At 72.2% G+C, this 26,012-nt stretch carries 28 protein-coding genes; 13 read left to right on the forward strand and 15 right to left on the reverse strand.

Annotation, left to right across the window (positions count from 1 at the left end; genetic code table 11):
* Positions 1-290 precede the first annotated feature (290 nt).
* A complete protein-coding gene (locus ABD973_RS11760; protein ID WP_345500086.1) occupies positions 291-1,157 on the reverse strand; it encodes a biotin--[acetyl-CoA-carboxylase] ligase in 867 nt (288 codons plus the stop codon).
* Between the two features lie 131 nt (positions 1,158-1,288).
* Between ABD973_RS11760 and ABD973_RS11765 the strand changes: the two genes are divergently transcribed.
* The 4 genes from ABD973_RS11765 (at position 1,289) to ABD973_RS11780 (ending at position 4,002) form a co-directional block, all read left to right on the forward strand.
* The gene (locus ABD973_RS11765; protein ID WP_125599239.1) at positions 1,289-2,881 is read left to right on the forward strand and encodes an acyl-CoA carboxylase subunit beta; all 1,593 of its coding nucleotides are present in this window, start codon (positions 1,289-1,291) and stop codon (positions 2,879-2,881) included.
* A gap of 21 nt (positions 2,882-2,902) precedes the next feature.
* The gene (locus tag ABD973_RS11770) at positions 2,903-3,115 is read left to right on the forward strand and encodes an acyl-CoA carboxylase epsilon subunit (protein ID WP_125599251.1); all 213 of its coding nucleotides are present in this window, start codon (positions 2,903-2,905) and stop codon (positions 3,113-3,115) included.
* 92 nt (positions 3,116-3,207) lie between these two features.
* The gene (gene mmpB / locus ABD973_RS11775; RefSeq protein ID WP_260613863.1) at positions 3,208-3,342 is read left to right on the forward strand and encodes a morphogenic membrane protein MmpB; all 135 of its coding nucleotides are present in this window, start codon (positions 3,208-3,210) and stop codon (positions 3,340-3,342) included.
* Between the two features lie 51 nt (positions 3,343-3,393).
* Positions 3,394-4,002, forward strand: a complete 609-nt coding sequence (locus ABD973_RS11780; protein WP_007266093.1) for a Maf family protein — start codon at positions 3,394-3,396, stop codon at positions 4,000-4,002.
* On the opposite strand, the gene ABD973_RS11785 is transcribed toward ABD973_RS11780, so the two are convergent.
* Positions 3,983-4,414, reverse strand: a complete 432-nt coding sequence (locus ABD973_RS11785) for a hypothetical protein (RefSeq protein ID WP_125822221.1) — start codon at positions 4,412-4,414, stop codon at positions 3,983-3,985. The two genes, ABD973_RS11780 and ABD973_RS11785, sit on opposite strands and share 20 nt — an antisense overlap.
* Positions 4,415-4,803: 389 nt before the next feature.
* Here ABD973_RS11785 and ABD973_RS11790 point away from each other — a divergent pair, with 389 nt between their 5' ends.
* Entirely contained in the window at positions 4,804-6,567 is a 1,764-nt protein-coding gene (locus tag ABD973_RS11790) for an acetyl/propionyl/methylcrotonyl-CoA carboxylase subunit alpha (protein ID WP_125599245.1), read from the forward strand.
* Between the two features lie 214 nt (positions 6,568-6,781).
* Here ABD973_RS11790 and ABD973_RS11795 read toward each other — a convergent pair whose 3' ends face one another.
* Positions 6,782-7,720, reverse strand: a complete 939-nt coding sequence (locus ABD973_RS11795; RefSeq protein WP_241253590.1) for a DeoR/GlpR family DNA-binding transcription regulator — start codon at positions 7,718-7,720, stop codon at positions 6,782-6,784.
* 235 nt (positions 7,721-7,955) lie between these two features.
* The gene (locus ABD973_RS11800; RefSeq protein WP_125603983.1) at positions 7,956-9,395 is read right to left on the reverse strand and encodes an NAD(P)H-quinone dehydrogenase; all 1,440 of its coding nucleotides are present in this window, start codon (positions 9,393-9,395) and stop codon (positions 7,956-7,958) included.
* Between the two features lie 162 nt (positions 9,396-9,557).
* Here ABD973_RS11800 and ABD973_RS11805 point away from each other — a divergent pair, with 162 nt between their 5' ends.
* The 3 genes from ABD973_RS11805 (at position 9,558) to ABD973_RS11815 (ending at position 12,721) form a co-directional block, all read left to right on the forward strand.
* Positions 9,558-9,995, forward strand: a complete 438-nt coding sequence (locus tag ABD973_RS11805; protein WP_125603982.1) for a gamma-glutamylcyclotransferase family protein — start codon at positions 9,558-9,560, stop codon at positions 9,993-9,995.
* A 125-nt stretch (positions 9,996-10,120) separates the two neighbouring features.
* Positions 10,121-10,927, forward strand: coding sequence for a purine-nucleoside phosphorylase (locus ABD973_RS11810; RefSeq protein WP_007266086.1), 807 nt, complete (start codon positions 10,121-10,123; stop codon positions 10,925-10,927).
* Positions 10,928-11,074: 147 nt separating this feature from the next.
* A complete protein-coding gene (locus tag ABD973_RS11815) occupies positions 11,075-12,721 on the forward strand; it encodes a phospho-sugar mutase (RefSeq protein WP_125822219.1) in 1,647 nt (548 codons plus the stop codon).
* 646 nt (positions 12,722-13,367) lie between these two features.
* On the opposite strand, the gene ABD973_RS11820 is transcribed toward ABD973_RS11815, so the two are convergent.
* The 5 genes from ABD973_RS11820 to afsQ1 all read right to left on the reverse strand — a co-directional run bounded on the left by ABD973_RS11820 (position 13,368) and on the right by afsQ1 (position 17,373).
* On the reverse strand, positions 13,368-13,880 hold the full coding sequence (locus tag ABD973_RS11820; RefSeq protein WP_345500087.1) for a GNAT family N-acetyltransferase: 513 nt from the start codon (positions 13,878-13,880) through the stop codon (positions 13,368-13,370).
* A 2-nt stretch (positions 13,881-13,882) separates the two neighbouring features.
* Entirely contained in the window at positions 13,883-14,005 is a 123-nt protein-coding gene (locus ABD973_RS11825) for a hypothetical protein (RefSeq protein WP_277607509.1), read from the reverse strand.
* Between the two features lie 557 nt (positions 14,006-14,562).
* Complete coding sequence (locus ABD973_RS11830; protein ID WP_345500088.1) at positions 14,563-15,195, reverse strand: hypothetical protein; 633 nt, start codon at positions 15,193-15,195, stop codon at positions 14,563-14,565.
* A 13-nt stretch (positions 15,196-15,208) separates the two neighbouring features.
* A complete protein-coding gene (locus ABD973_RS11835) occupies positions 15,209-16,699 on the reverse strand; it encodes a sensor histidine kinase (RefSeq protein ID WP_125604936.1) in 1,491 nt (496 codons plus the stop codon).
* Positions 16,696-17,373 carry a two-component system response regulator AfsQ1 gene (afsQ1, locus tag ABD973_RS11840; RefSeq protein ID WP_007266078.1) on the reverse strand — a complete coding sequence of 226 codons (678 nt, stop codon included), beginning with the start codon at positions 17,371-17,373 and terminating at the stop codon, positions 16,696-16,698. Before afsQ1 ends, ABD973_RS11835 begins: the two co-directional genes overlap by 4 nt.
* Positions 17,374-17,576: 203 nt before the next feature.
* Here afsQ1 and ABD973_RS11845 point away from each other — a divergent pair, with 203 nt between their 5' ends.
* Positions 17,577-18,284: a SigE family RNA polymerase sigma factor gene (locus ABD973_RS11845; protein WP_125822216.1), complete on the forward strand. Its 708-nt coding sequence runs from the start codon at positions 17,577-17,579 to the stop codon at positions 18,282-18,284.
* Positions 18,285-18,442: 158 nt separating this feature from the next.
* Here ABD973_RS11845 and ABD973_RS11850 read toward each other — a convergent pair whose 3' ends face one another.
* Complete coding sequence (locus ABD973_RS11850) at positions 18,443-19,219, reverse strand: uridine kinase family protein (protein ID WP_241253355.1); 777 nt, start codon at positions 19,217-19,219, stop codon at positions 18,443-18,445.
* Between ABD973_RS11850 and ABD973_RS11855 the strand changes: the two genes are divergently transcribed.
* A complete protein-coding gene (locus ABD973_RS11855; RefSeq protein ID WP_125822215.1) occupies positions 19,218-19,592 on the forward strand; it encodes a hypothetical protein in 375 nt (124 codons plus the stop codon). The two genes, ABD973_RS11850 and ABD973_RS11855, sit on opposite strands and share 2 nt — an antisense overlap.
* Before the next feature lie 74 nt (positions 19,593-19,666).
* On the opposite strand, the gene ABD973_RS11860 is transcribed toward ABD973_RS11855, so the two are convergent.
* From ABD973_RS11860 to deoC, 3 genes are read right to left on the reverse strand one after another with little or no spacing between them, the layout of a single operon-like run.
* Positions 19,667-20,566: an aldehyde dehydrogenase family protein gene (locus tag ABD973_RS11860; RefSeq protein WP_345500089.1), complete on the reverse strand. Its 900-nt coding sequence runs from the start codon at positions 20,564-20,566 to the stop codon at positions 19,667-19,669.
* Positions 20,559-21,995 (reverse strand): aldehyde dehydrogenase family protein, encoded by a 1,437-nt coding sequence (locus ABD973_RS11865; protein WP_345500090.1) that lies wholly within the window; start codon positions 21,993-21,995, stop codon positions 20,559-20,561. Before ABD973_RS11865 ends, ABD973_RS11860 begins: the two co-directional genes overlap by 8 nt.
* 5 nt (positions 21,996-22,000) lie before the next feature.
* Positions 22,001-22,963, reverse strand: a complete 963-nt coding sequence (gene deoC / locus ABD973_RS11870; RefSeq protein ID WP_125601798.1) for a deoxyribose-phosphate aldolase — start codon at positions 22,961-22,963, stop codon at positions 22,001-22,003.
* 137 nt (positions 22,964-23,100) lie between these two features.
* On the opposite strand from deoC, the gene ABD973_RS11875 reads away from it, so the two are divergent.
* From ABD973_RS11875 to ABD973_RS11885, 3 genes are all read left to right on the forward strand, one after another.
* Positions 23,101-23,730, forward strand: a complete 630-nt coding sequence (locus tag ABD973_RS11875) for a PH domain-containing protein (protein WP_125822212.1) — start codon at positions 23,101-23,103, stop codon at positions 23,728-23,730.
* Between the two features lie 122 nt (positions 23,731-23,852).
* Positions 23,853-24,428 carry a VanZ family protein gene (locus ABD973_RS11880; RefSeq protein WP_386381573.1) on the forward strand — a complete coding sequence of 192 codons (576 nt, stop codon included), beginning with the start codon at positions 23,853-23,855 and terminating at the stop codon, positions 24,426-24,428.
* Positions 24,429-24,483: 55 nt separating this feature from the next.
* On the forward strand, positions 24,484-24,696 hold the full coding sequence (locus ABD973_RS11885; RefSeq protein WP_125601774.1) for a PspC domain-containing protein: 213 nt from the start codon (positions 24,484-24,486) through the stop codon (positions 24,694-24,696).
* Positions 24,697-24,784: 88 nt separating this feature from the next.
* Here the strand turns inward: ABD973_RS11885 and ABD973_RS11890 are convergent, their stop codons facing one another.
* Both ABD973_RS11890 and ABD973_RS11895 read right to left on the reverse strand, forming a co-directional pair.
* The gene (locus tag ABD973_RS11890; RefSeq protein WP_125822211.1) at positions 24,785-25,552 is read right to left on the reverse strand and encodes a sensor domain-containing protein; all 768 of its coding nucleotides are present in this window, start codon (positions 25,550-25,552) and stop codon (positions 24,785-24,787) included.
* Positions 25,553-25,681: 129 nt separating this feature from the next.
* The gene (locus ABD973_RS11895) at positions 25,682-25,951 is read right to left on the reverse strand and encodes a hypothetical protein (RefSeq protein WP_125601768.1); all 270 of its coding nucleotides are present in this window, start codon (positions 25,949-25,951) and stop codon (positions 25,682-25,684) included.
* Positions 25,952-26,012 lie beyond the last annotated feature (61 nt).

Here is a 26,012-nt window from a genome sequence, read left to right on the forward strand (position 1 = left end):
GGGCCGCCTCCTGTCCATTCCGTGCGCGCTGCCGAACCGGGTGATCACCGGGGGGACCGGGATCGCCTAAACCATACGGCAGGTGTGCCGTAGCTCACTCCCCCTCTTTCGGGAGGCCCCTTCGCCTCCGGGGCGCCCCCTGCCTGGCTCACGGGTCCGTGCGGGCTCGAAAACCTTCGTACCTCAGGCTTCCTCCCCGTGCTCGGACCCGTTCCCCAGGCACGCCTCCGGCTCAGGAGCCTCGTGCGCGCTTCGGCCGGACAGGGGGGCGGGGCGCCCCCGCGCCGGTATCAGCGCACCGTCCTCAGGTGCACCACGTCCCCCGCGCCCACCGCCTCGCGGGCGTCGTCGGCCGTACGGATCACCAGCCGGCCGTCCGCGTCCACCGCTTCGGCCGTTCCGGTGAGCTCGCGCCCGCCCGGCAGGTCCGCGCGGACGTGGCGGCCCAGCGTCGCGCAGCCGGCCGCGTACGCCTCCTGGAGGCCGCTTTCGGCCGGGTCGCCGGCCGCGTCGCGCCAGCGCCCGTACCACTCCTCCAGCGACCGCAGCACGGCCTTCAGCAGCGGCTCCCGGTCGGTCAGCGCCGCCTTGGCCAGGAGCAGCGACCCGGCTGCGGGCACAGGGAGCTCGTCCTCCGTCAGGGTGACGTTGAGGCCGATGCCGAGGACCACCCCGTCCTCGACCCGCTCCGCGAGGATGCCGCCGGCCTTTCGCTCCTCCCCCTCCACGTTCACCAGGAGGTCGTTCGGCCACTTGAGCGCGGTGTCCACGCCCGCTCCCCGCGAGAGTCCGGCCGAGGTGGCCACCCCGGCCAGCAGCGGCAGCCACCCCCACCGCTCCTGCGGTACGCCCGCGCCCGGCTTGAGCAGCACGGAGAAGAACAGCCCCGACCGGGCCGGCGCGACCCAGCTGCGGTCCAGCCGCCCGCGTCCGGCCGTCTGCTCCTCGGCGACCAGCACGGCGCCCTCGGGCAGTTCCGCGGCACGGGCCGCGAGATCGGTGTTGGTGGACCCGGTGGCGGCGACGACCTCCAGCGAGGTCCACAGGCCGTCCGGCGTGACGAGCGCCTTGGTGAGCGCGGAGGCGTTCAGGGGCGGGCGGTCCAGGCTCGACCAGCGGCCCTGACCCGCTCCGGCTGAAGCATCTTGTGGAGTCATGCAAGTAAATGTAGGTGTGTCAAACGCCGCACTGCCGAGCGCCATGCCCGCCGATACGCTACGCACCAGTAGCCAGCAGCAGTCAATCAATTGACCAGGCAGTTGACACCACACAGGGAGCCGCGACCCCGATGTCCCAACCCTCAGAGCCGATCGACATGCACACGACCGCGGGCAAGCTCGCGGACCTGCGGCGCCGCGTCGAGGAAGCCACGCACGCCGGTTCCGAGCGCGCCGTCGAGAAGCAGCACGCCAAGGGCAAGCTGACGGCACGTGAACGCGTGGCGCTGCTGCTGGACGAGGGGTCCTTCGTAGAGCTGGACGAGTTCGCCCGGCACCGGTCGACCAACTTCGGACTGGAGAAGACCCGCCCCTACGGCGACGGCGTCGTCACCGGCTACGGCACGGTCGACGGCCGGCCGGTGGCCGTGTTCTCCCAGGACTTCACCGTCTTCGGCGGGGCCCTCGGCGAGGTCTACGGCCAGAAGATCATCAAGGTGATGGACTTCGCCCTGAAGACCGGCTGTCCGGTCGTCGGGATCAACGACTCCGGCGGCGCCCGCATCCAGGAGGGCGTCAGCGCGCTCGGGATGTACGGCGAGATCTTCCGCCGCAACGTCCACGCGTCGGGTGTGATCCCGCAGATCAGCCTGGTCGTGGGGCCCTGCGCGGGCGGCGCCGTCTACTCCCCGGCCATCACCGACTTCACGGTCATGGTCGACCAGACCTCGCACATGTTCATCACCGGCCCGGACGTCATCAAGACGGTCACCGGCGAGGACGTCGGCTTCGAGGAGCTGGGCGGTGCGCGCACGCACAACAGCACGTCCGGCGTCGCCCACCACATGGCCGGTGACGAGAAGGACGCGATCGAGTACGTCAAGTCGCTGCTCGCCTACCTGCCGTCGAACAACCTCTCCGAGCCGCCCGCCTTCCCCGAGGAGGCGGACACCGAGGTCTCCGGGACCGACCTGGAACTCGACGTCCTGATCCCGGACAGTGCGAACCAGCCGTACGACATGCACACTGTCATTGAGCACGTGCTGGACGACGGGGAGTTCCTGGAGACGCAGTCCCTGTTCGCCCCGAACATCCTCACGGGCTTCGGCCGGGTCGAGGGACACCCGGTGGGCGTGGTCGCCAACCAGCCGATGCAGTTCGCCGGCTGCCTGGACATCAACGCCTCCGAGAAGGCCGCGCGCTTCGTCCGGACGTGCGACGCCTTCAACATCCCGGTGCTGACGTTCGTCGACGTCCCGGGCTTCCTGCCCGGCACCGACCAGGAGTACAACGGAATCATCCGGCGCGGCGCCAAGCTGATCTACGCGTACGCCGAGGCCACCGTCCCCCTCATCACCGTCATCACCCGCAAGGCCTTCGGCGGCGCCTACGACGTCATGGGCTCCAAGCACCTCGGCGCGGACCTGAACCTGGCCTGGCCGACCGCCCAGATCGCCGTCATGGGCGCGCAGGGCGCGGTGAACATCCTGCACCGGCGCACCATCGCGGAGGCCGCTCCGGAGGAGGTGGAGGAGACCCGGGCACGGCTCATCACCGAGTACGAGGACACGCTCCTCAACCCGTACACGGCCGCCGAGCGCGGTTACGTCGACGCGGTGGTCATGCCGTCCGAGACCCGCGCCCACGTGGTGAAGGGTCTGCGGCAGCTGCGTACGAAGCGGGAGTCGCTGCCCCCGAAGAAGCACGGCAACATCCCCCTCTAGGCCCTCCAGGAGGACTCTGTGGTGATCAAGGTCGTCAAGGGCAACCCGACCCCCGAGGAGCTGGCCGCCGCACTGGCGGTGGTCCAAGCGCGCGCGGCGGCGCTGGCCTCGGCCCCGTCGGGCGCGCCCCGGGTCCCGGACGAGTGGGCCTCGCCGAGCCGGGTGGCGCGGCGGCGCCAGATGCTGCCCGGGCCGCGCGCGTGGGGCCGTACGTACTGGCCCGGACGGGGCTGAGCCCCGCGTTCCGGAAGATGGCGCGAACGGACGGTGGCGCCTGAGTACCCGTACTCAGGCGCCACCGGCGTACCGGGGGCCAGGATCGGGGCATGCTCTGGTCAGACCCGAAGAACGAGCCCCCGAAGGACATGCGCGACGCCCAGGCGATGCTCCGGCGGATGCTCGTGGTCCTCGTCCTGGCGATGGTGATCGCGGTGTACGTCCTCGGCGTGCCCCCGTTCTGAGGCCCCCCGGGGGGGCCGGCGGCCGGGGGCGGCCACGGCCGCCGCCCTACGATGGCCCCCATGACCGTACGCACGCTCGTCCTCGCCTCCGCCTCGCCCGCCCGGCTGAACCTGCTGCGGCAGGCCGGGCTCGCCCCGCACGTGATCGTCAGCGGCTTCGACGAGGACACCCTGGACCACGACGAACCGGCCGGCCTGGCGCTGGCCCTGGCCGAGGCCAAGGCGGGCGTGGTGGCGGGCCTGGAGGAGGCCGCGGGCGCCCTGGTGATCGGCTGTGACTCCGTGCTGGAGCTGGACGGCGAGGCGCTCGGCAAGCCGGCCGACGCGGCCGACGCGACGGCCCGCTGGAAGTCGATGCGCGGCCGGGCCGGGGTGCTGCGCACGGGCCACTGCGTGATCGACACGGCGACCGGCCGTCAGGTCTCGGCGACGGCCTCCACGACGGTCCGCTTCGGCGAGCCGACGGACGCGGAGGTGGCGGCGTACGTGGCCAGCGGCGAGCCGCTGCACGTGGCCGGGGCGTTCACCCTGGACGGCCTGTCGGCGCCGTTCATCGACGGCATCGACGGGGACCCGGGCAACGTCATCGGGCTGTCGCTGCCGCTGCTGCGCTCACTGCTGGGCGAACTGGACGTGTCCATCACGGACTTGTGGGCCTGAGGCCCCCGCCGGGCTGCTCGGCCGGTTTGGCGTAGAGCATCAGGGTCAGCACGAGCAGGCAGAGGATCGCCGTCGTCGCAGCGAAGGCGCCCCAGCCGACGAGTCCCACGGCGAGGGCGCCGAGAACCCCGTGGGTGACGGCGGCGACGACGAGCACGACGCGGGCGGCCCGGCCCGGCGGGCGGTCGCGCAGCGCGGCGACGGCGGCCAGGACGGCGCACAGCAGGAGGAAGGCGCCCATGCCGGCCCCCATCCCATAGGTAGTCATGACCATGACATCCGGATCCATGCCCGCGACGGACATCGACTGGGCCTCGGTCGCCCGGCCCAGCACGACATGGACGAGCACGAGGACGGCGGCCTCCGCGACAAGCGCGACCGCGACCAGCCCCGCCACGAGTCTGCGCAGCACGACGCCCCCATCCCTCCCACGCCACAAGCGTGTTCGACGCCTGGGAGGCTACTAACGAGTAAACCTTCGGACAAGAGTCCGCACCCGCTTCGTTACGGGAAAGGGCGCGCGGGGCGACCGTGACGGCCCTCACTCAAAGAATGCATAGGCTGTTCGTAGGGACTCCACAAAGAATCGGCGGGGGCCGCTGACCCGCCGAACAGAGACCTCCCCCTCCCCACGGGGTTACTGTGCAGTCGGGGATCTCCCTGACCTGGGGCGACACACGGGCTTTCCCACTCAAGAGGCACTCGAATAACACTCCGTGTGGGCAAGGTCACCATTGGGGAAGGGTCGTAAGGCCGTGTCGACTGTCCCTAAACTCAGCTTGTTTCAAGGAGGGAGCCATCGTGCGCAAGGTGCTCATCGCCAACCGTGGCGAAATCGCTGTCCGCGTTGCTCGGGCCTGCCGGGATGCCGGAATCGCGAGCGTAGCCGTCTACGCCGATCCGGACCGGGACGCCCTGCACGTCCGCGCGGCAGACGAAGCTTTCGCGTTGGGCGGTGACACCCCGGCAGCCAGCTACCTCGACATCGCGAAGGTACTGCAGGCGGCCGCGGACTCCGGTGCGGACGCCATCCACCCCGGATACGGCTTCCTCTCCGAGAACGCCGACTTCGCCCAGGCCGTGCTCGACGCCGGACTGACCTGGATCGGCCCGCCGCCGCAGGCCATCCGCGACCTCGGCGACAAGGTGGCCGCCCGCCACATCGCCCAGCGCGCCGGGGCCCCGCTCGTCGCGGGCACCCCCGACCCCGTCTCCGGCGCCGACGAGGTCGTCGCGTTCGCCCAGGAGCACGGCCTGCCCATCGCCATCAAGGCCGCCTTCGGCGGTGGCGGCCGCGGCCTCAAGGTCGCCCGCACCCTCGAAGAGGTCCCGGAGCTCTACGACTCCGCCGTGCGCGAGGCCGTGGCCGCCTTCGGCCGCGGCGAGTGCTTCGTCGAGCGCTACCTCGACAGGCCGCGCCACGTCGAGACCCAGTGCCTCGCGGACACGCACGGCAACGTGGTCGTCGTCTCCACCCGTGACTGCTCGCTCCAGCGCCGCCACCAGAAGCTCGTGGAGGAGGCCCCGGCCCCCTTCCTGACGGAGGCCCAGAACGCCGAGCTGTACGCCGCGTCCAAGGCCATCCTCAAGGAGGCCGGCTACGTCGGCGCGGGCACCGTCGAGTTCCTCGTCGGCACCGACGGCACCATCTCCTTCCTCGAGGTCAACACCCGCCTCCAGGTCGAGCACCCGGTGACCGAGGAGGTCGCCGGCATCGACCTGGTGCGCGAGATGTTCCGCATCGCCGACGGCGAGGAGCTCGGCTATGGCGACCCCGAGCTGCGCGGCCACTCCTTCGAGTTCCGCATCAACGGCGAGGACCCGGGCCGCAACTTCCTGCCCGCGCCCGGCACCGTCACCCTCTTCGCCCCGCCGACCGGCCCCGGCGTCCGCCTGGACGCGGGCGTGGAGACCGGCTCGGTCATCGGCCCCGCCTGGGACTCGCTGCTCGCGAAGCTGATCGTCACCGGCGCCACCCGCGAGCAGGCCCTCCAGCGCGCCGCCCGCGCCCTGGCGGAGTTCAACGTGGAGGGCATGGCCACCGCCATCCCGTTCCACCGCGCGGTCGTCACCGACCCGGCCTTCGCCCCGACCGACGGCACCCCGTTCAAGGTCCACACCCGCTGGATCGAGACGGAGTTCGTCAACGAGATCAAGCCCTTCACCGCTCCGGCGGCCGAGGAGACCGAGGACGAGCCGGGCCGCGAGACGGTCGTCGTCGAGGTCGGCGGCAAGCGCCTGGAGGTCTCCCTCCCGTCCTCGCTGGGCATGACCCTCGCCCGCACGGCCGCCGCGGGCGGCGCCAAGCCGAAGCGCCGCGCCGCCAAGAAGTCCGGCCCGGCCGCCTCCGGCGACACCCTCGCGTCGCCGATGCAGGGCACGATCGTCAAGGTCGCGGTCGAGGAGGGCCAGCAGGTCAACGAGGGCGACCTGGTCGTCGTCCTGGAGGCGATGAAGATGGAGCAGCCGCTGAACGCGCACCGCTCCGGCACCATCGTCGGCCTCACGGCCGAGGTCGGGGCCTCCCTCACCTCGGGCGCCACGATCTGCGAGATCAAGGACTGACGCCCCCAGCCGTACCAAGGCCCCCCGCCCGTATCCCCGGGCGGGGGGCCTTGACGTTTCCGGCCGCGCCCCGGTGCCCACATGCAGCCCCGCCGGCGTTTGAGGCGCGGGGGTCTGGGGGCGGAGCCCCCAGGGGGGCCGGGGCGCAGCCCCGGGGAACGGGCGAAGGGCGGGTAGGGGAACGGCCCCGCAGGGACCCGGGGCACCGGAGCGGCTAGCGGCGCCGCATGTCGGCGACCCGCGCCCGCTCCCCCGCCTGCTGCTCCAGCAGCGACGCCGGCGCGCTGCGCAGCTGCGCGGTCGGCCCGCCGCGCCGCTGGACCGGCAGCGGGGACTCCCGGCGCGGCCTGCGCCCCGGCATCCCCTCCCCACCGCCCCCGGCGCCCCCGTGGCCCCCGGCCACCGGCGCCGACCCGGCCACGGTGATCTGCACGCCCTGGTCGGCCAGCGCCTGGAGCTCCGTCGCGGCCCGTTCGTCGTGCTGCGGGGGCTCGTCCGTCACCAGCCGCGTCATCACGTCGGTCGGCACGGTCTGGAACATCGTGTCCGTGCCGAGCTTCGTGTGGTCGGCCAGGACGACGACCTCCGCCGCCGCCTGCACCAGCGCCCGGTCCACGCTCGCGGAGAGCATGTTGGAGGTGGAGAGCCCGCGCTCGGCGGTCAGGCCGCTGCCGGACAGGAAGGCCCGGGAGACCCGCAGCCCCTGGAGGGACTGTTCGGCGCCGCTGCCCACGAGGGCGTAGTTCGAGCCGCGCAGCGTGCCGCCGGTCATCACCACCTCCACCCGGTTGGCGTGCGCCAGCGCCTGGGCGACGAGCAGCGAGTTGGTGACGACGGTGAGACCGGGCACCCGTGCGAGCCGGCGGGCCAGCTCCTGGGTCGTGGTACCCGCGCCGACGACGACGGCCTCGCCTTCTTCGACGAGGCCGGCCGCGACATCGGCGATGGCGGTCTTCTCCGCCGTCGCGAGATGGGACTTTTGCGGAAAGCCGGACTCCCGCGTGAAACCGCCCGGCAAGACCGCACCGCCGTGCCGGCGGTCGAGGAGTCCTTCTGCCTCCAGCGCCCGCACGTCCCGCCGTACGGTCACTTCGGAGGTCTGGACGACGCGGGCGAGCTCCCGGAGCGATACCGCACCGTTGGCCCGCACCATTTCGAGGATCAATTGGCGACGTTCAGCAGCGAACACGAAACTGACAGTAACCCCAACGACCGTCTGCTTTCAGCTCCTTGCGCCGGAATACCGAAGTTGTCCATACGGCGGTCCGGTGAGTGGTATACGCGGCGGACCCGCTGCCGGCCGCCACCACCACGCTCTCCCGCCCCACCACGACTTCCGCCCCAACCCGCGTACGGGAAGGGGCGGTTGAGCCTGGGAGCGGGACCCGCTACGCCTCGCCGCCCGCCTTGCGGGTGTGCAACTGGCGGGCCACTTCGGCGATCGAACCGGACAGCGAGGGGTACACGGTGAACGCGTTTGCGATCTGCTCGACGGTCAGGTTGTTGTCGACGGCGATCGAGATGGGGTGGATCAGCTCGCTCGCGCGCGGCGAGACGACGACGCCGCCCACCACGATCCCGGTGCCCGGACGGCAGAACATCTTCACGAAGCCGTCCCGGATGCCCTGCATCTTGGCGCGCGGGTTGCGCAGCAGCGGCAGCTTCACCACACGGGCGTCGATCTTGCCGGCGTCCACGTCGGCCTGCGTGTAGCCGACGGTGGCGATCTCGGGGTCGGTGAAGACGTTCGAGGAGACCGTCTTCAGGTTCAGCGGGGCCACCGCGTCGCCGAGGAAGTGGTACATCGCGATGCGGCCCTGCATGGCGGCGACGGAGGCGAGCGCGAACACGCCCGTCACGTCACCGGCGGCGTACACGCCGGGCGAGGACGTGCGCGAGACCTTGTCGGTCCAGATGTGCCCGGACTCCTTGAGCCGGACCCCGGACTCCTCCAGGTTCATGTTCTTGGTGTTCGGGATGGCGCCGACCGCCATCAGGCAGTGGGTGCCCGTGATCACGCGGCCGTCGGAGAGGGTGACCTCGACCCGGTCGCCGACCCGCTTGGCGGACTCGGCGCGCGAACGGCCGATGACGTTCATGCCGCGGCGGCGGAAGACGTCCTCCAGCACGGCGGCCGCGTCCGGGTCCTCGCCGGGCAGCACGCGGTCGCGCGAGGACACCAGGGTCACCCGGGAGCCCAGCGCCTGGTACGCGCCGGCGAACTCGGCACCGGTCACACCGGAGCCGACCACGATCAGCTCCTCGGGCAGCTCCTCCAGGTCGTAGACCTGGGTCCAGTTCAGGATCCGCTCCCCGTCGGGCATCGCGTCCGGGATCTCGCGGGGGGTGCCGCCCGTGGCGATGAGGACGGCGTCGGCGGTGAGGATCGTCTCGGTGCCGTCGGCGGCGGTGACGATGACGTCCCGCGTGCCGTCGATGCCCTGCGGGCCCCCGAGCTTGCCGCGGCCGCGCATGACGCGGGCGCCGGCCCGGGTCACGGACGCGGTGATGTCGTGGGACTGCGCCAGCGCGAGGCGCTTCACGCGCCGGTTCACCTTGCCGAGGTCGACGCCGACGACGCGCGCCGCCTGCTCGATGTGCGGGGTGTCGTCCGCGACGACGATGCCCAGCTCCTCGTACGACGAGTCGAAGGTCGTCATGACCTCTGCGGTCGCGATGAGGGTCTTCGAGGGCACGCAGTCGGTCAGCACCGACGCCCCGCCCAGGCCGTCGCAGTCGACGACGGTCACCTCCGCGCCGAGCTGGGCCCCCACCAGGGCTGCCTCATACCCGCCGGGTCCGCCGCCGATGATCACGATCCGGGTCACGAAAAGTCCGCCTCACGTCTACCCGGCCGGCTGCCGCCCCGGCCGGTGGTCCGGGGGTTCTCCCCGGGGGATGCATTCCGTGCCCCATTGTCCCGCACGCATCAAGGTGCTCGCACCATCCGGACACGCGTGCCGGGGCGAGCCTCCCGTACCCTCGACCTCATGTCGCTCTACGCCGCGTACGCCGGCAACCTCGACCCGCGGCTGATGACGCGCCGCGCTCCCCATTCCCCGCTGCGCGGCACGGGCTGGATCAACGACTGGCGGCTTACCTTCGGCGGCGAGCAGATGGGCTGGGAAGGCGCCCTCGCCACCGTCGTGGAGGCCCCCCGCCAGCAGGTCTTCGTCGCGCTGTACGACATCGCCCCGCTCGACGAGGACTCCATGGACCGCTGGGAGGGTGTCGGCCTCGACATCTACCGCCGCATGCGGATCCGCGTCCACACCCTGGACGGCGAGGAGGCGGCCTGGTGCTACGTCCTCAACGGCTACGAGGGCGGCCTGCCCTCCGCGCGCTACCTGGGCGAGATCGCCGACGCCGCCGAGTCCGCCGGCGCACCGCACGACTACGTCATGGAACTCCGCAAGCGCCCCTGCTGACCCGCGCCGCGGCCCGCCCGCAGGGGCGGAGGGGGACGATTCGGCGGAAACGACAAGGCAACGATCCGAACACCGTGAGCTGCGCCATCTACGCGCGTAGGCGATAAGCGGCTACGCTCGTCTGCGTGAACGCATCTGTTACCGACCCCTTCGCCGCCGCCGACGCCGCCGCCGCCCGCCTCCGCGAGCTCACCGGCGTCGAATCCCACGATGTCGCCCTCGTCATGGGCTCCGGCTGGGCCCCCGCCGCAGAGGCGCTCGGCGCCCCCGAGTCCGAGTTCCTCGTCACCGAGCTGCCCGGCTTCCCGCCCGCCGCCGTCGAGGGCCACGGCGGCAAGATCCGCTCGTACAAGATCGGCGACAAGCGCGCCCTGGTCTTCCTCGGCCGGACCCACTTCTACGAGGGCCGCGGCGTCGCCGCCGTCGCCCACGGCGTGCGCACCGCCGTCGCCGCCGGCTGCAAGACCGTCGTCCTCACCAACGGCTGCGGCGGCCTCCGCGAGGGCATGAAGCCCGGCCAGCCCGTCCTGATCAGCGACCACCTCAACCTGACGGCCACCTCGCCGATCGTCGGCGCGAACTTCGTGGACCTCACCGACCTGTACTCGCCGCGCCTGCGCGCGATGTGCAAGGAGATCGACGAGACCCTCGAAGAGGGCGTCTACGTCCAGTTCCCCGGCCCGCACTACGAGACCCCGGCCGAGATCAACATGATCCGCGTCATGGGCGCCGACCTGGTCGGCATGTCCACCGTGCTCGAGGCCATCGCCGCCCGCGAGGCCGGCGCCGAGGTCCTCGGCATCTCCCTCGTCACCAACCTGGCCGCGGGCCTGTCCGGCGAGCCACTGAACCACGAAGAGGTCCTCCAGGCCGGCCGCGACTCCGCCGCCCGCATGGGCACGCTGCTGACGCAGGTCCTCGACCGCATCTGATCGGCACGGTCGGCACCCGACCCGGCCCGGTCGGCACCCGACTCGACACGGTCGGCACCCGACCCGGCCCGGTCGGCACCCGACGATCGATCTGCATCGACATCGACGACGCACGACGCACGACGTACGAGAGGTAAGGCGGAAGCAGTGCAGGAACAGGACGACCTCCTCACCCGGGCCCGGACCTGGCTGGCCGAGGACCCCGACCCGGAGACGGCGGCGGAGCTCGCGGCCCTGATCGACGCCGGCGACACGGCCGAGCTCGCGGACCGCTTCTCCGGCACGCTCCAGTTCGGCACCGCCGGACTGCGCGGCGAGATCGGCGCCGGCCCGATGCGGATGAACCGCTCCGTGGTCATCCGCGCCGCGGCCGGCCTCGCGGCCTACCTGAAGGCCCAGGGCCACGACGGCGGCCTCGTCGTCGTCGGCTACGACGCGCGCTACAAGTCCGCGGACTTCGCCCGCGACACCGCCGCCGTGATGACCGGCGCCGGACTGCGCGCGGCCGTCCTGCCCCGGCCGCTGCCGACGCCCGTCCTCGCGTACGCCATAAGGCACCTCGGCGCCGTCGCCGGCGTCGAGGTGACCGCCAGCCACAACCCGCCCCGGGACAACGGCTACAAGGTCTACCTCGGCGACGGCTCGCAGATCGTGTCCCCCGCGGACACCGAGATCGCGGCGCGGATCGCGGCCGTCGGCGCGCTGGCCGACGTACCGCAGCCCGCGGACGGCTGGCTCCAGCTCGACGAGGAGGTCCTGGAGGCCTACCTGACCCGCACGGACGCCGTCCTGACCCCCGGATCCCCCCGGGGCGCGCGGACCGTCTACACGGCCATGCACGGCGTCGGCAAGGACGTCGTCCTCGCCGCCTTCGCCCGCCACGGCTTCCCCGAGCCGGTGCTCGTCGCCGAGCAGGCCGAGCCCGACCCGGCCTTCCCGACGGTCGCCTTCCCCAACCCGGAGGAGCCGGGCGCCATGGACCTGGCCTTCGCGAAGGCCGCCGAGGTCCAGCCCGACATCGTCATCGCCAACGACCCCGACGCCGACCGCTGCGCGGTCGCCGTCCCGGACAACGGCGGCTGGCGCATGCTGCGCGGCGACGAGGTCGGCGCGCTGCTCGCCGCCCACCTGGTCCACAAGGGCGCCCAGGGCGTCTTCGCCGAGTCGATCGTCTCCTCCTCCCTCCTCGGCCGGATCGCGGAGGCGGCCGGCGTCGGCTACGAGGAGACCCTGACGGGCTTCAAGTGGATCGCCCGCGTAGACGGCCTGCGCTACGGCTACGAGGAAGCCCTCGGCTACTGCGTGGACCCCGAGGGCGTCCGCGACAAGGACGGCGTCACCGCCGCCCTGCTCGTCGCCGAGCTCGCCTCCACGCTCAAGGAGCAGGGCCGCACCCTGACCGACCTCCTGGACGACCTGGCGATGGCCCACGGCCTGCACCACACCGACCAGCTGTCGGTCCGCGTCTCGGACCTGTCGGTCATCGCCAACGCCATGGCGCGGCTGCGCGCCGAACCCCCGGCCTCCCTGGCGGGTCTGCGGGTGGTCTCGGCGGAGGACCTGTCGCTCGGCTCGGCCGCCCTCCCGCCCACGGACGGCCTGCGCTACTACCTGGACGGCGACTACAAGGCCCGCGTCATCTGCCGCCCCTCCGGCACGGAGCCCAAGCTCAAGTGCTACCTGGAGGTGGTCGTCCCGGTGGCGGAGGCCTCCGACCTGGCAAGCGCCCGCACCCGGGGCCAGGAGATCCTGGACGGCATCAAGAAGGACCTCGCGGCGGCCATGGGCCTCTGACCCACCCGCGCCGCGCCCCGACGGCCCCCTCAGCCCAGGCTGAGGGGGCCGTCGGCGTCCGGGTACGCGGCCTGCGGCGCGGGGGCGGGGTGGGCGGAATCCCCTCGGGGGGTCTCAGAGAGGCGCGGGGGCTTCCCGTCAGTCCCATCGTCCTTCCGGTCCGGGCCGGTCCCTCAAGGGCGCTCCTTCGTCGCGTCGCTACGCGATGGCCTTCGGCCACCCTTGACCGACCGACCCGAACCGGAAAGCCGAAAGACTGCCGGGAAACCCCCAAAGAAACGGCACGGTCCAGAGGAGGGCGGACGGGTCCCTCAGCGACGAGACGAGGGGCCGGGCGCCGTCGGCCCGCCGGGCATCCGAGCCCTCAAGAGCCGGGAATCCGGGCCGGGTGCGCGGCTACCCGCACGAGAGGTTGATCAGACCGACCTGGGAAGCCCCCAAGCGCGACAGATCGCTACGCGCTCCTCGAATCTCAGCGTCCCACGACCGCCCCGGGCTGATACCCGCACCAAAGGACGAACAGATCCACCTAGGCATCCGACAGGCGCGCCAGATCGCTACGCGCTCCTCTCATCTCGGCGGCCGGCCACCGCCTGGGGCTGATGTGCGCACCTCAGACGGCCGATAGGCGGGGCGCCGGACGGTGTCACAGCTGGTCGGCATGCGGAGGGGGAAGGGATTCGAGGCTGCGGAGGTAGGTCAGGCCGGGGCTGCCGGCGAGCTGTGTCTCACCGGTGACGATGAACCCTGTACGGGCCAGCACGGTGCGGGATGCGCTGTTGTCGAGCGTGGTGGCCGCCCGCAGGGTGGTCAATCCGTAGTCCTCGGCCGCGAGACGGCACACTTCCCGCACGGCCTCCGTGGCCATCCCCCGGCCCGTGGCCCGCTCTGCGATCCGGTAGCCGAGTTCGGCCCCGCCGTCTGCCACGTCGACCAGGTTGACCCGCCCCAACACCTTGCCCGCAGGACCCACCAACACGTGGAAGTAACAGACCCCGGCCTCCTGCTCGGCAAGCAGGTCACGCTGCCGGTCGTCGAACCGGGCGAAGTACTCATCGCCTCGGTCAGGGACGGACGCCGCGAAGTAGGCCCGGTTCTCCCGCTCGAAGGCGAGGAGCGCGGGAGCATGGTCCCGACGAAGCAGATGCAGCTCAACCATGATCACCACGCTACCCGCTGGACACCGGCCTTCACCGCCGGGTGCGCCCGCGCCACCTGGTCCGCCGTGACGGTCCCGTTCGCGGCGGCGTCGACCAGCTGGGAGCGCTTCCTCAGCACCTTCAAGGCAGCGTCCGATGAGCCACCGACGTCGAACCCGCCCCGGACCAGCCCAAGACGGCCGTCGGACGCCGAGAAATGAGGAGCGCGTAGCGATCTGTCGCGCCTGGGGGCTCCGTAGGTCGATTTGGTCGACCTCTCGTGCGGGTAGCCGCGCCCCTGGTCCGGGATCTGGACTCTTTGGGGGGCCCGGATGCCCGGCGGGCCGGCCCCGGCGCCTCGTCTCATCGCTGAGACGCCCGCTCCTCCAAGGATCGTCCGTCCCGTTTCTTCGGGGGTTTCCCGGCAGTCTTTCGGCTTTCCGGTTCGGGTCGGTCGGTCAAGGGTGGCCGAAGGCCATCGCGTAGCGACGCGACGAAGGAGCGCCCTTGAGGGACCGGCCCGAACCGGAAGGACGATGGGACTGACGGGAAACCCCCAACCCGCACTGATCCGGTCCGTGGGGACACCGCCCACCCGGCCCCCGGCCCGCAGACAAGGGGGCAGACAAGGGGGCGGGTGGGCAACCGCCGCCCCGCCCCCACCCCTCGAGGGGGAGATAGCGGGCCCGGACCGCAGGCCCCCTACGTCGCCGAAGGCGACGGCGACGGCGAGCCCGGCGGCGACGGCGTCGGGCTGGCCAGGTCGCCCAGGGTGGGGACGGACTCCGGGCGGGAGCGGACCGCGTCCGTGCACTCCCATGCGCGGGGCGGGTCGGCGTTCGGGCCGCCGAGGACCACCGGGCCCGGGCCGGCCGAGACGGCCTCGCTCGCCGAGAGGGTGCAGACGATCTGGGCCAGCGCCACCGGCGGCAGGTCCTCCGGTTTGCGGCTGAGCCGCAGCGTTCCCGCCGGGTCGCCGGGGCGGGCCGGGGACGCCGACAGCTGGTCGGGGACGCTGGTGGTGAAGCCGCCGTCGCGTTCCTCCGCCGACGGGCTGCGTTCCAGTTCCTCCAGCAGCGCCTGCGCGATGATGACGACCCCGTCCCGCGAAGCGCGCTTCTCGGGTACCGGCACCACGCGCTCCACGCCGACCAGCTGCGAGCCGCAGACCAGTTCCAGCGTGGCCCGGAAGCCCTGTACGCCGCTCTGGCCCGCCGGCTGCCCGGCGGTCTCGCACGACACCCGGGACGGGGCCGCGCCCACGTCGACCGGGACGGTCGTGGCCCGGATCCCGCATCCGGACAACGCGAGGACCCCGGCGAGGACCCCCGTCACCAGCGTCGCAGTCCTACGCTTCCACGCCGCCACCGGCGATCACCGCCCCCACGTCCATCGGGAGCCGCAGCGTGAACACGGCCCCGCCTTCCGGCCCGTTCGCGGCGGTGATGTCACCGCCGTGGATGTGGGCGTTCTCCATCGCGATCGACAGGCCGAGCCCGCTGCCGTCCGACTTGGGCCGGGACGCGCTCGCCTTGTAGAAGCGGTCGAAGACGTGCGGCAGCACCTCCTCGGGGATGCCCGGGCCGTTGTCCCTGACCGCGATGACCAGCCACTCCCCCTCCACGCACACCGACACCCGCACCGGCGAGCCGCCGTGCTTGAGGGCGTTGCCGATGAGGTTGGCGAGGATGACGTCGAGGCGGCGCGGGTCGAGGCGTGCCACGATCCCGCGGCCGGCGTCGAGTTCGACGGCGTCGAGCCAGGCGCGGGCGTCGATGCAGGCGGTGACCTGGTCGGCGACGTTGACGTCGTCGAGGACCAGCCGGGCGGTTCCCGCGTCGAAGCGGGTGACCTCCATCAGGTTCTCCACCAGGTCGTTCAGCCGCCGGGTCTCGCTGACGACCAGGCCCACCGCCGGGGCGATCATCGGGTCGAGGTACTCGACCTCCTCCTCCAGCACCTCGGCGACCGCCGTCAGTGCCGTCAGCGGGGTGCGCAGCTCGTGGCTCATGTCGGCCACGAAGCGCCGGCTGGCCTCCTCGCGGGCGCTCATGTCGGCGACCTTCTTCTCCAGCGCCTCCGCCGTGCGGTTGAAGGTGCGCGACAGGTCGGCCAGTTCGTCCGTCCCCGACACGTCGAGCCGGTGGTCGAGTTCGCCTTCGCCGAGCCTGCGTGCCGCGTCCCCGAGGCGCTGCACGGGCTTGAGGACGGTGCGTGCCGCGCCCTGCGCGAGCAGCGCGGAGCCGAGGAGGGCGAGGCCGGTGGCGATGGTGAGGGACCAGCCGAGGGCGTTGAGGTCGTCGCGTTCGGTGGCGAGGGACTTGTACATGTAGCCGGTGGGGCCGCCGCCGACGATGCGGGTGCCGCCAACGAGGTACGGGTTGCCCTGGGGTTTCGTGCGCTGCCAGTACATGTGGTACTCGGCGTCGTTGGCGGCGGTGGTCTTCTGCCGGTCGTTGACGGCGTACTGGAGGGACTTCGGTACGTCGTTCAGCCCGAAGGGGACCGCGCCCGCCGCGCCGATGACCTTGCGGCCGTCCTTGCGTTCGTGGACGAGGAGCACGCTGTACCCGGGGCTGCTGCCCGCCATGAGTTCGGCGGTGCGCTGTATCTCCTCGGGCGTCGGGTCGGCGGGCAGTGCCGCGGCCCGGTTCTGCATCTCCTGGCGGAAGTCGCCCAGGGCCGCGTCCTGGGTGCGGGTGAGCACGGCTTCGCGGTTGAGCCAGTACGCGATGCCGGACGCGGAGACCGCGGCGACGAGCGCGACGAGCGCGAACACGACGAGGAGGCGCAGCCGCAGGCTGGTCCAGCGCCGGCCCGCGAACAGGGCCTTGGTCACTGCGGGGAGTCCAGCCGGTAGCCGACACCCCGGACGGTCCGGATCAGCGTGGGTGAGGAGGGCACTTCCTCGACCTTGGCGCGCAGCCGCTGGACGCAGGCGTCGACGAGCCGCGAGTCGCCGAGGTAGTCGTGTTCCCACACCAGTCGCAGGAGCTGCTGGCGGGAGAGGGCCTGGCCGGGGCGCCGGCTGAGTTCCAGGAGGAGGCGCAGCTCGGTGGGGGTGAGCTGGAGGTCCTCGCCGTTCTTCGTCACGGTCATGGCGGCCCGGTCGATGACCAGGGTCCCGAACGTGGCGGAGTCGCTCGCCTCGCGTTCGCCGCGGCGCAGTACGGCACGGATGCGCGCGTCGAGCACGCGTCCCTGGACGGGCTTGACGACGTAGTCGTCCGCTCCGGACTCCAGGCCGACGACGACATCGATGTCGTCGCTGCGCGCGGTGAGCAGGATGATCGGCAGCTGGTCGGTGCGGCGGATGCGCCGGCACACCTCGAAGCCGTCGATCCCGGGCAGCATGACGTCGAGCACGATCAGGTCCGGCCGCTGCTCGCGCAGCAGTTTCAGGCCGTCCTCGCCCGTCGCCGCGGTGGCCACTCGGTGGCCCTGGCGGGTCAGGGAGAGTTCGAGGGCCGTGCGGATGGCGTCGTCGTCCTCGATCAGCAACAGGAAGGGCACGGGCTCATTCTGTCCCATCGGCCGTCCGCAGTTCGACCGTCGGGGCGGTGGCAATCGCGGGGGACGTATTCGCGCCATCGTCTGGCGCACGGGTGGCTGTGACAGGCCTGTGACAGTCGGCGGACACCCTGGTTATACCGGCCGGGCAGTCTTTTCCCATCGACACGACGGACCGAAGCAGACTCCACGACGGGGGGCGCGAGATGAACACGCTGCACAGCACCACGACCAGCGCGGTTGTCACGCGGCTGCACGATGTGAACCGCCGGGCGGGTGTCCGTACGGTGACGGTCGCCCGTCAGCGGCCGGCACACGTCACAGCCATTGACGCGAAGCAGTACCAGGCGGTTCCCGCGCAGCGCACGGCGGTGCCGGCCCCGTCCTCCTCGTCGGAGGCGGAGTTCACGGCGTACGTGCAGGAGCGGCGGGCGGCGCTGTTCGCGACGGCCTTCCACCTCACCGGCGACCGTCACGAGGCCGAGGACCTGTTGCAGAGCGCGCTGTTCTCCACGTACCGCGCCTGGGACCGGATCAGTGACAAGGCGGCGGTGGGCGGTTACCTGCGCCGCACGATGACGAACCTGCACATCAGCGCCTGGCGTCGGCGGAAGCTGAACGAGTACCCGACGGAGGAGCTGCCGGAGACGGCGTCGGACACGGACGCGATGCGGGGTACGGAGCTGCGCGCGGTGCTGTGGCAGGCGCTGGCCCGGATTCCGGAGCCGCAGCGGACGATGCTGGTGCTGCGGTACTACGAGGGCCGTACGGACCCGGAGATCGCGGAGATCCTGGGCATCAGCGTGGGCACCGTGAAGTCGAGCATCTGGCGCTCGCTGCGCCGGCTGCGGGAGGACGAGGTGCTGAGCTTCGGGCGTGACGAGGCGGAGTCCTTCGGGGAGCTCGTCGCGTAACCGGGAAAGACCATGGGGCCGGGGGGCCCGTCCTACGGGGGTGGGACGGGGGCCGCAGGGGGAGAAGAGGCGGGATCAAGCGGCCGGGGGTCCGCGTGATCCCGCCTTTTCACTGTGTCCGGGGCCATCCAGGGCTGTCCGGGGGCGGGCCCGGTCCGTCAGATGGCGGTGGGGGTGCGGTGGCGTCCGGCGGCCGCGGCGGCCAGCCGGCCGAGGGCTTCGTCGCGGGCGCAGGCGTGGGCGCCGAGGGCGACGTGGCGGGCGACGATGCCTCGTTCGGCGCGCATGAGGCGGTAGCCGCGGCGCAGCAGGAAGGGCACGGACTTGCGGCCTTCGCGCAGGTCGCGCAGGAAGCGGCGGCGGAAGGTGGTGGAGGGGCGGCCGCGCAGGCAGATGGCGTCGGCGAGCAGGCCCAGTTCCTGGCAGCGGGCCGCGATGTCGGCGGCGAAGATGCCCTCGGCGATGAACAGCGGGGTGCGGTCGATGTCGAGGGTCTCGGTGCCGGTCCGGGAGGACGAGGCGATGGAGTAGACGGGGACCTCGGTGCGGCCGGCGGCGCAGAGTTCCGCGATGGCGGCGACGGCGGTGTCGGCGTCCCAGGAGAGCGGGGAGTCCCAGTCGATGTCGGAGCTGCCCTCGACCAGGGGGAGGGTGGGGTCCGTCGCCTCTTTGTAGAAGTCGTCCAGGCGCAGTACGGGGAGGCCCGACCGGGCCGCGAGCGAGGACTTGCCGGAACCCGAGGGACCGGTCAGCAGCACGACGCGCGTGGGAAGGGGAGATGAACAGCTCACGGGAGACCAGTGTGAGGCATGACCCGGCGTATCAACACACTGCGGACATGCCCTGCGACCGGTCTCACACGGCGGGTTGGAATCGGGGGCGCCCCCTCCACTACTCTGTGTGCGCACGCGACTACGACCACAGGCGGGAACCATGGCACGTCACGCAGCATCCGAACCCTCTCCGCACCGGCTCCGCGCCGCCGGCCTGAGCCTGTCCATGGCCGGGGCGGCCCTGGCGATGGCGGCGGGCGGGGCCCAGGCCTCGGAGACCCACCTCCAGGCGGCCGAGACCGATCTGAACGCGGCGGTGGCCGGGATCGCGAACCCGCTCGGGGACCTGAAGGTGAACCCGCTGGCCCACACCGGGGTGGATCCGCTGGACAACGGGGTGGGGACGAAGGTCGCGGACTTCCCGGCGGTGGGCACGACGATGGTGACGGGGATCCTGACGCAGGGGCCGTCGGTGAAGGAGCTGCCGACGGCGGCGGTCACCTCGCTGCTGGGGCCGGTCCTGCCGAAGCAGTAGGGGGCACACGTGAAGGCCCTGGCAGCACGGGGGTTGGCTGCCAGGGCCGGTCTCACGGGGCGGTTGCCGTAGGCCTAGTAGGAGGAGCCGCCCGAGCCCAGGGAGCCCGTCGGGTGCCAGACGGTCTTGGTCTCCAGGAAGGCCGTCATGCGGTGGGTGCCCGGGTCGGCGCTCCAGTCGTCCACAGGCTGTGGACGCAGGACGCGCTTGAGGTTGTCCGCCGCGGCGATCTCCAGGTCCTTGGCGAGGGCCGCGTCGGCGCCCGCCAGGTCGATGGCGTTGACGTCCTGGTGGGCCGCCAGGTGGGGGCCCATCTCGGCGGCCTTGCCGGAGAGGATGTTGACGACGCCGCCGGGCAGGTCGGAGGTGGCCAGTACCTCGCCCAGGGAGAGGGCGGGGAGCGGGGCCTTCTCGCTGGCGATGACGACAGCCGTGTTGCCCGTCGCGATGACCGGGGCGATCACCGAGACGAGGCCCAGGAACGACGACTGCTGCGGGGCGACGACGGTGACGACGCCGGTCGGCTCCGGGGTGGAGAGGTTGAAGAACGGGCCCGCGACGGGGTTGGCCCCGCCCACGACCTGGCCGATCTTGTCGGTCCAGCCCGCGTACCAGACCCAGCGGTCGATGGCCGCGTCGACGACGGCGGCCGCCTTCGACTTGGACAGGCCCTCGGCCTCGCCGACCTCGCGGACGAACTGCTCGCGGCGGCCCTCGAGCATCTCGGCGATGCGGTAGAGGATCTGGCCGCGGTTGTAGGCGGTGGCGCCGGCCCAGCCGCCGAAGGCCTTGCGGGCCGCGACGACCGCGTCACGGGCGTCCTTGCGGGAGGACAGCGGGGCGTTGGCCAGCCAGTTGCCCTTGGAGTCGCTCACCTCGTACACCCGGCCGCTCTCGGAGCGGGGGAACTTGCCCCCGACGTACAGCTTGTAGGTCTTGAAGACGCCCAGACGGGTCGCAGAAGACTCAGACATCGAGGTAGCCCTCCAGGCCGTGGCGGCCGCCCTCGCGGCCGAAGCCCGACTCCTTGTAGCCGCCGAAGGGCGAGGTCGGGTCGAACTTGTTGAACGTGTTGGCCCACACCACACCCGCGCGGAGCTTGCCCGCGACCGCGAGGATGCGGGAGCCCTTCTCCGTCCAGATGCCGGCGGACAGGCCGTACTGGCTGTTGTTGGCCTTGGCGACGGCCTCGTCGGGGGTGCGGAACGTCAGCACGGACAGGACCGGGCCGAAGATCTCGTCGCGGGCGACGGTGTGCGCCTGGGTGACGTTCGTGAAGAGCGTCGGGGCGAACCAGTAGCCGGCGGACGGCAGCTCGCAGGCCGGGGACCAGCGCTCGGCGCCCTCGGCCTCGCCGGTGTCGGCGAGGGCGGTGATCCGGGCGAGCTGCTCGGCGGAGTTGATCGCGCCGATGTCGGTGTTCTTGTCGAGCGGGTCGCCCAGGCGCAGCGTGGAGAGGCGGCGCTTGAGGGAGTCGAGGAGCTCGTCGTGGATCGACTCCTGGACCAGGAGGCGGGAGCCCGCGCAGCAGACCTGGCCCTGGTTGAAGAAGATGCCGTTGACGATGCCCTCGACGGCCTGGTCGATGGGGGCGTCGTCGAAGACGATGTTGGCGCCCTTGCCGCCGAGCTCCAGGGTGACCTTCTTGTCGGTGCCGGCGATCTGGCGGGCGATGGCCTTGCCGACGGCGGTGGAGCCGGTGAAGGCGACCTTGTTGACGTCGGGGTGGGCGACGAGTTCGGCGCCGGCGTCCCCGTAGCCGGGGATGATGTTGACGACGCCCTTGGGCAGGCCGGCCTGGCGGCAGATGTCCGCGAAGAACAGCGCCGACAGGGGGGTGGTCTCGGCCGGCTTGAGGACGACGGTGTTGCCGGTGGCGAGCGCCGGGGCGATCTTCCACGCGAGCATCAGCAGCGGGAAGTTCCAGGGGATGACCTGGCCGGCCACGCCGAGCGGGCGCGGGTTCGCACCGAAGCCGGCGTGGTCGAGCTTGTCGGCCCAGCCCGCGTAGTAGAAGAAGTGCGCGGCGACCAGGGGGAGGTCCGCGTCGCGGGTCTCCTTGATCGGCTTGCCGTTGTCCAGGGTCTCCAGGACGGCGAGCTCGCGGCTGCGCTCCTGGATGATCCGGGCGATGCGGAAGAGGTACTTGGCGCGCTCGGAGCCGGGCAGCGCGGACCACTTCTCGAAGGCGCGGCGGGCGGCCTTGACGGCGCGGTCGACGTCGGCGGCACCGGCCTGGGCGACCTCGGCCAGGACTTCCTCGCTGGAGGGGCTGACGGTCTTGAAGACCTTGCCGTCGGCGGCGTCGGTGAACTCGCCGTCGATGAAGAGCCCGTAGGAGGGGGCGATGTCGACGACCGAGCGGGACTCGGGGGCCGGTGCGTACTCGAAGAGGGATGCCATGGTGATCAGTCCACCGTCACGTAGTCGGGACCGGAGTAACGCCCGGTGCTCAGCTTCTGGCGCTGCATGAGCAGGTCGTTCAGCAGGCTGGAGGCGCCGAAGCGGAACCACTCGTTGGTCAGCCAGTCCTCGCCCGCGGTCTCGTTGACCAGGACCAGGAACTTGAGGGCGTCCTTGGTGGTGCGGATGCCGCCGGCCGGCTTCACGCCGATCTGGATTCCAGTCTGCGCCTTGAAGTCGCGTACGGCTTCGAGCATGAGCAGGGTGTTGGCGGGGGTGGCGTTGACGCCGACCTTGCCGGTGGAGGTCTTGATGAAGTCGGCGCCGGCGATCATGCCGATCCAGGAGGCGCGGCGGATGTTGTCGTACGTCGACAGCTCGCCGGTCTCGAAGATGACCTTGAGGCGGGCGGCGGTGCCGTCGGGGCGGACGCACGCCTCCTTCACGGCCTTGATCAGCTCGTACGTCTCCAGGTAGCGGCCGGCGAGGAAGGCGCCACGGTCGATGACCATGTCGATCTCGTCGGCGCCGGCGGCCACGGCGTCCCGGGTGTCGGCCAGCTTGACCGGCAGGGCGGCGCGCCCGGCGGGGAAGGCGGTGGCGACGGAGGCGACCTTGACGTCGGCGCCGTTCAGCGCGGCCTTGGCGGTGGCCACCATGTCGGGGTAGACGCAGACCGCGGCGGTCATGGGCGTGCTGCGGTCGGTCGGGTCGGGGTTGACGGCCTTGGCGGAGAGCGCCCGGACCTTGCCCGGGGTGTCCGCACCCTCAAGCGTGGTCAGGTCGATCATCGAGATGGCCAGGTCGATGGCGTACGCCTTGGCCGTCGTCTTGATCGAGCGGGTGCCGAGCGAGGCCGCGCGGGCCTCCAGGCCGACTGCGTCTACGCCGGGCAGCCCGTGCAGGAAGCGGCGCAGCGCGCTGTCGGACGTCGTCACGTCAGCGAATGCGGTGAGGGTGGTGGGCATGGTCACCAGATGAGCATATCTACGCGCGTAGCGCCTGTCACCCCCCTCGGTGCACATATGGGCGTGAGATCCGTCATCGGAGCTTGCGGCCCCGCTCGCCCGTACCTCCCGGCGGGCCATGGGGCAGAATCGGCCGCATGACTACGCCCTCCCCCCACGAGCCGGTCTACGCCGACCGCGTCTACCGCTCCCCCATGGCCGTCGTCTCCGGGGTGCTGCTGCTCGCGCTCGTCGCCTGGCTGTGCGGGGACGCCGTCGTACGGGGCTCGGCGGACGCGCGGTGGACGGGCGTCGCGGTCGCGCTGGCCGCCGTCCCGCTGATCGTGGCGTTCACCCTGCGCCCGGCCGTCTTCGCCAACGACGACCGGATGCGGATCCGCAACCCCTTCCGGAGCATCGAGCTGCCCTGGGCCGCGGTGGACGCGGTGCGTGCCGGCTACTCGGCGGAGGTGCTGGCCCAGGGGTCGAAGTACCAGCTGTGGTCGGTGCCGGTGTCGCTGCGCGAACGGAAGAAGGCCGGCCGGCAGTTCAGCCGCCGGGAGGCGCTGCGCGGCAAGGGCGTGGCGGCCGAGGACGCCGGGGCGGATCCGGCCGCGCCGCCGCGGGCCGCCGCCGACCGCACCATCGACGAGCTGCGCGAGCTCGCCGAGCGCGGGGCCGGGCGGCCGGGCGCGCAGGGCGGGGTCCGCGTGCGGTGGGCGTACGAGATCATCGCGCCGGCGGTGGCGGGCGCGGTCCTGCTGGCCGTGCTGCTGGCGACGGGCTGACGGGGCCCGCGGCCGCAGGGGCGTCCGTCCGATGATCGGGGCATCCGCTGAGCTGCCGTAACCGCTGCGTAACGGACACGAGTACCGGAACCGGTGCCGCCGGGGGGTGCGTCCTCGCAGGTGTGCACCGTCATGAGGGCAGCGGCAGCGCCGCCACCGACACGAAGCTCCCGGTCCGGTCCCGGCTCCTGAGCGGGGCCCTGCTGGCCGCGCATCTGCTGCTCGTCGGATGGCTGACGCTGAGCCCCCTGGACGTCCCCTGGGCGGCGGCCGCGAACCTGACCCCGCTGGAGGGGATCCGGGCGGACCTCGCCTTCGGCCCGCTGGAGGCCGCGCGGCGGATCGGCGAGGGGCTGGCGCTGCTGGCCCCGCTGGGGGTGCTGCTGCCGCTGGCCGGGGGCCGGCTGGCGGCGGGGCCGCTGGCGGCCTGGTCCTCGCTGGTCCGGACGGCGGCCGCGGCCGTACTGATCTCGCTCGGCATCGAGATGCTGCAGACCGCGATCCCCGGCCGGGTGCTGGACGTGGACGCGCTGCTGCTGAACACCGCCGGAGTGGTCGTCGTCCACCTGGCCGTCGTGCCGGTGCTGCGCAGGCGGCTGCGCCGGACGCACGCGTCTCAGGGGCCCACCCCGAGAATTACCAGGGTCGGCATCGGACCCTGGACCGAGGTCCTTTCGGCGGTACCGCGCGAGTATTGAGGCATCGCGGAAGGGAAAGGTCCCGGAGCGCGATCCCCATACGAAGGAGAAGAAAATGAGCGCGATTACCCGCCCCCGTGACGGACGGATGATCGGCGGCGTCTGCGCCGGGCTCGCACGGCGTTTCGGCATCAAGGCCCGCACGATGCGGATCATCTTCGTGGCCTCGTGCCTGCTGCCCGGACCGCAGTTCCTCATCTACCTGGCGCTGTGGCTGCTGCTCCCGAACGAGAAGGCCGGCGCGGGCGCGGCGCGGACCGCCTGGTAGGTCCCCCGGTCTCCGGCGGTCCTCCGGCGGGTCTCCGGCAGGTCTCCGGCAGGTCTCCGGCGCGGGTCCGTCCGGGCTCGGCCCGGGCTCAGCCCGCCTTCTTGACCTTCTCCAGCTGCTTGTCCGCGATCTCCTGCGGGACCAGCGCCTTCTGGTCCGCGGCGGCCACGTTCAGGGCCATCAGCCGCACGACCCGGTCGCCCCGGCGTACGACGACCAGGTGGACCGGCGCCGAGACTCCCTCGGCGGTGGCGGTCGTGGTCCAGCTGACCGTCTCGTCGCCCGCCGTCCTGTACGGGACGGCCTTCACGTCCCGGTAGCGGCCGGTCTGCTTCTCCACGGTGGCGGTGAAACCCGTGCCGCAGGCCGCGACGGCCTCGCGCAGCCGGGCGACGACCCGCTTGGCCTCGGCCTCCGCGTAGGAGCTGACGGAGGCGGAGACCGCGAGGCCCACCTGCTTCTGGGAGCCGATGCCGCGGTTGACCGTCTCGTGGGCGGCCGGGTCGGGCTTGTCCCCCATGATGTCGGCCAGCGGCTGGCAGGCCTTCCTGTCGGCCTGCGGCTGCCCGTCGGGGGCGTTCGGGTTCTTGCCCTGCGCGGAGATCTGGTAGCCGGCGAGGTCGCCCTGGACGAGGGCGGCCCGTTCCAGGCTCGCGTCCTTGGCCTTGGGTGCGGCGGGAGCCGCCGGCGCGCCGGGCGCGCCCGAGGGGCGGGCGGCCGCGGAGCCCTTGGGGTCGGGGGTCTTCCCGGGCGCGGGGGTGTCCGTACCGCTGCCGCAGGCGACCGCTCCGAGGAGCAGTGCGGGGAGCAGCGCGAACCTCGTCGCGGGCGCCGTGAAACGTGCCGTGATGCGCATGACCGGACCTCATACCCCGTGCGTCGGCGGGCAGTTGGTGGTGATCGTGGCACACCGCGCGACGCGGCGCACACCTCCTCGAAGGGGCGTGCGCCGCGTGCGCGTGCGTGCGATTTCGCGGGGCTGGGGTCAGCCGAGGGCGCCGAGCGGGGCGGCCACCGGGGCGAGGCCGCCGAGCAGGCCGGTGACGGGGGCGGCGGCGTCGGAGGCCTCGCTCTCCTGCGCACCCTGCTGCTGCGTCTGGTCGGTGAGGGAGCTGGTGGCGCTGGTCAGGGAGCCGAGGGTGTCCGTCAGGCTCGCGGCGGGGAGCGCCGAGGCGGAGGCGGTGCCGGCGGCGCCCGCGGCGAGGGCGGCACCAATCACAGCGACACCGAGGGACTTGGCAGCAGACTGCTTCATGAAAAATCGTCCTTGCGACGGGGAAACTGAGCGGCTCCGCAAACTAGCCACTTCAAACCCG

The sequence above is a fragment of the Streptomyces racemochromogenes genome, assembly GCF_039535215.1.
Classification (GTDB): Bacteria; Actinomycetota; Actinomycetes; order Streptomycetales; family Streptomycetaceae; genus Streptomyces; species Streptomyces racemochromogenes.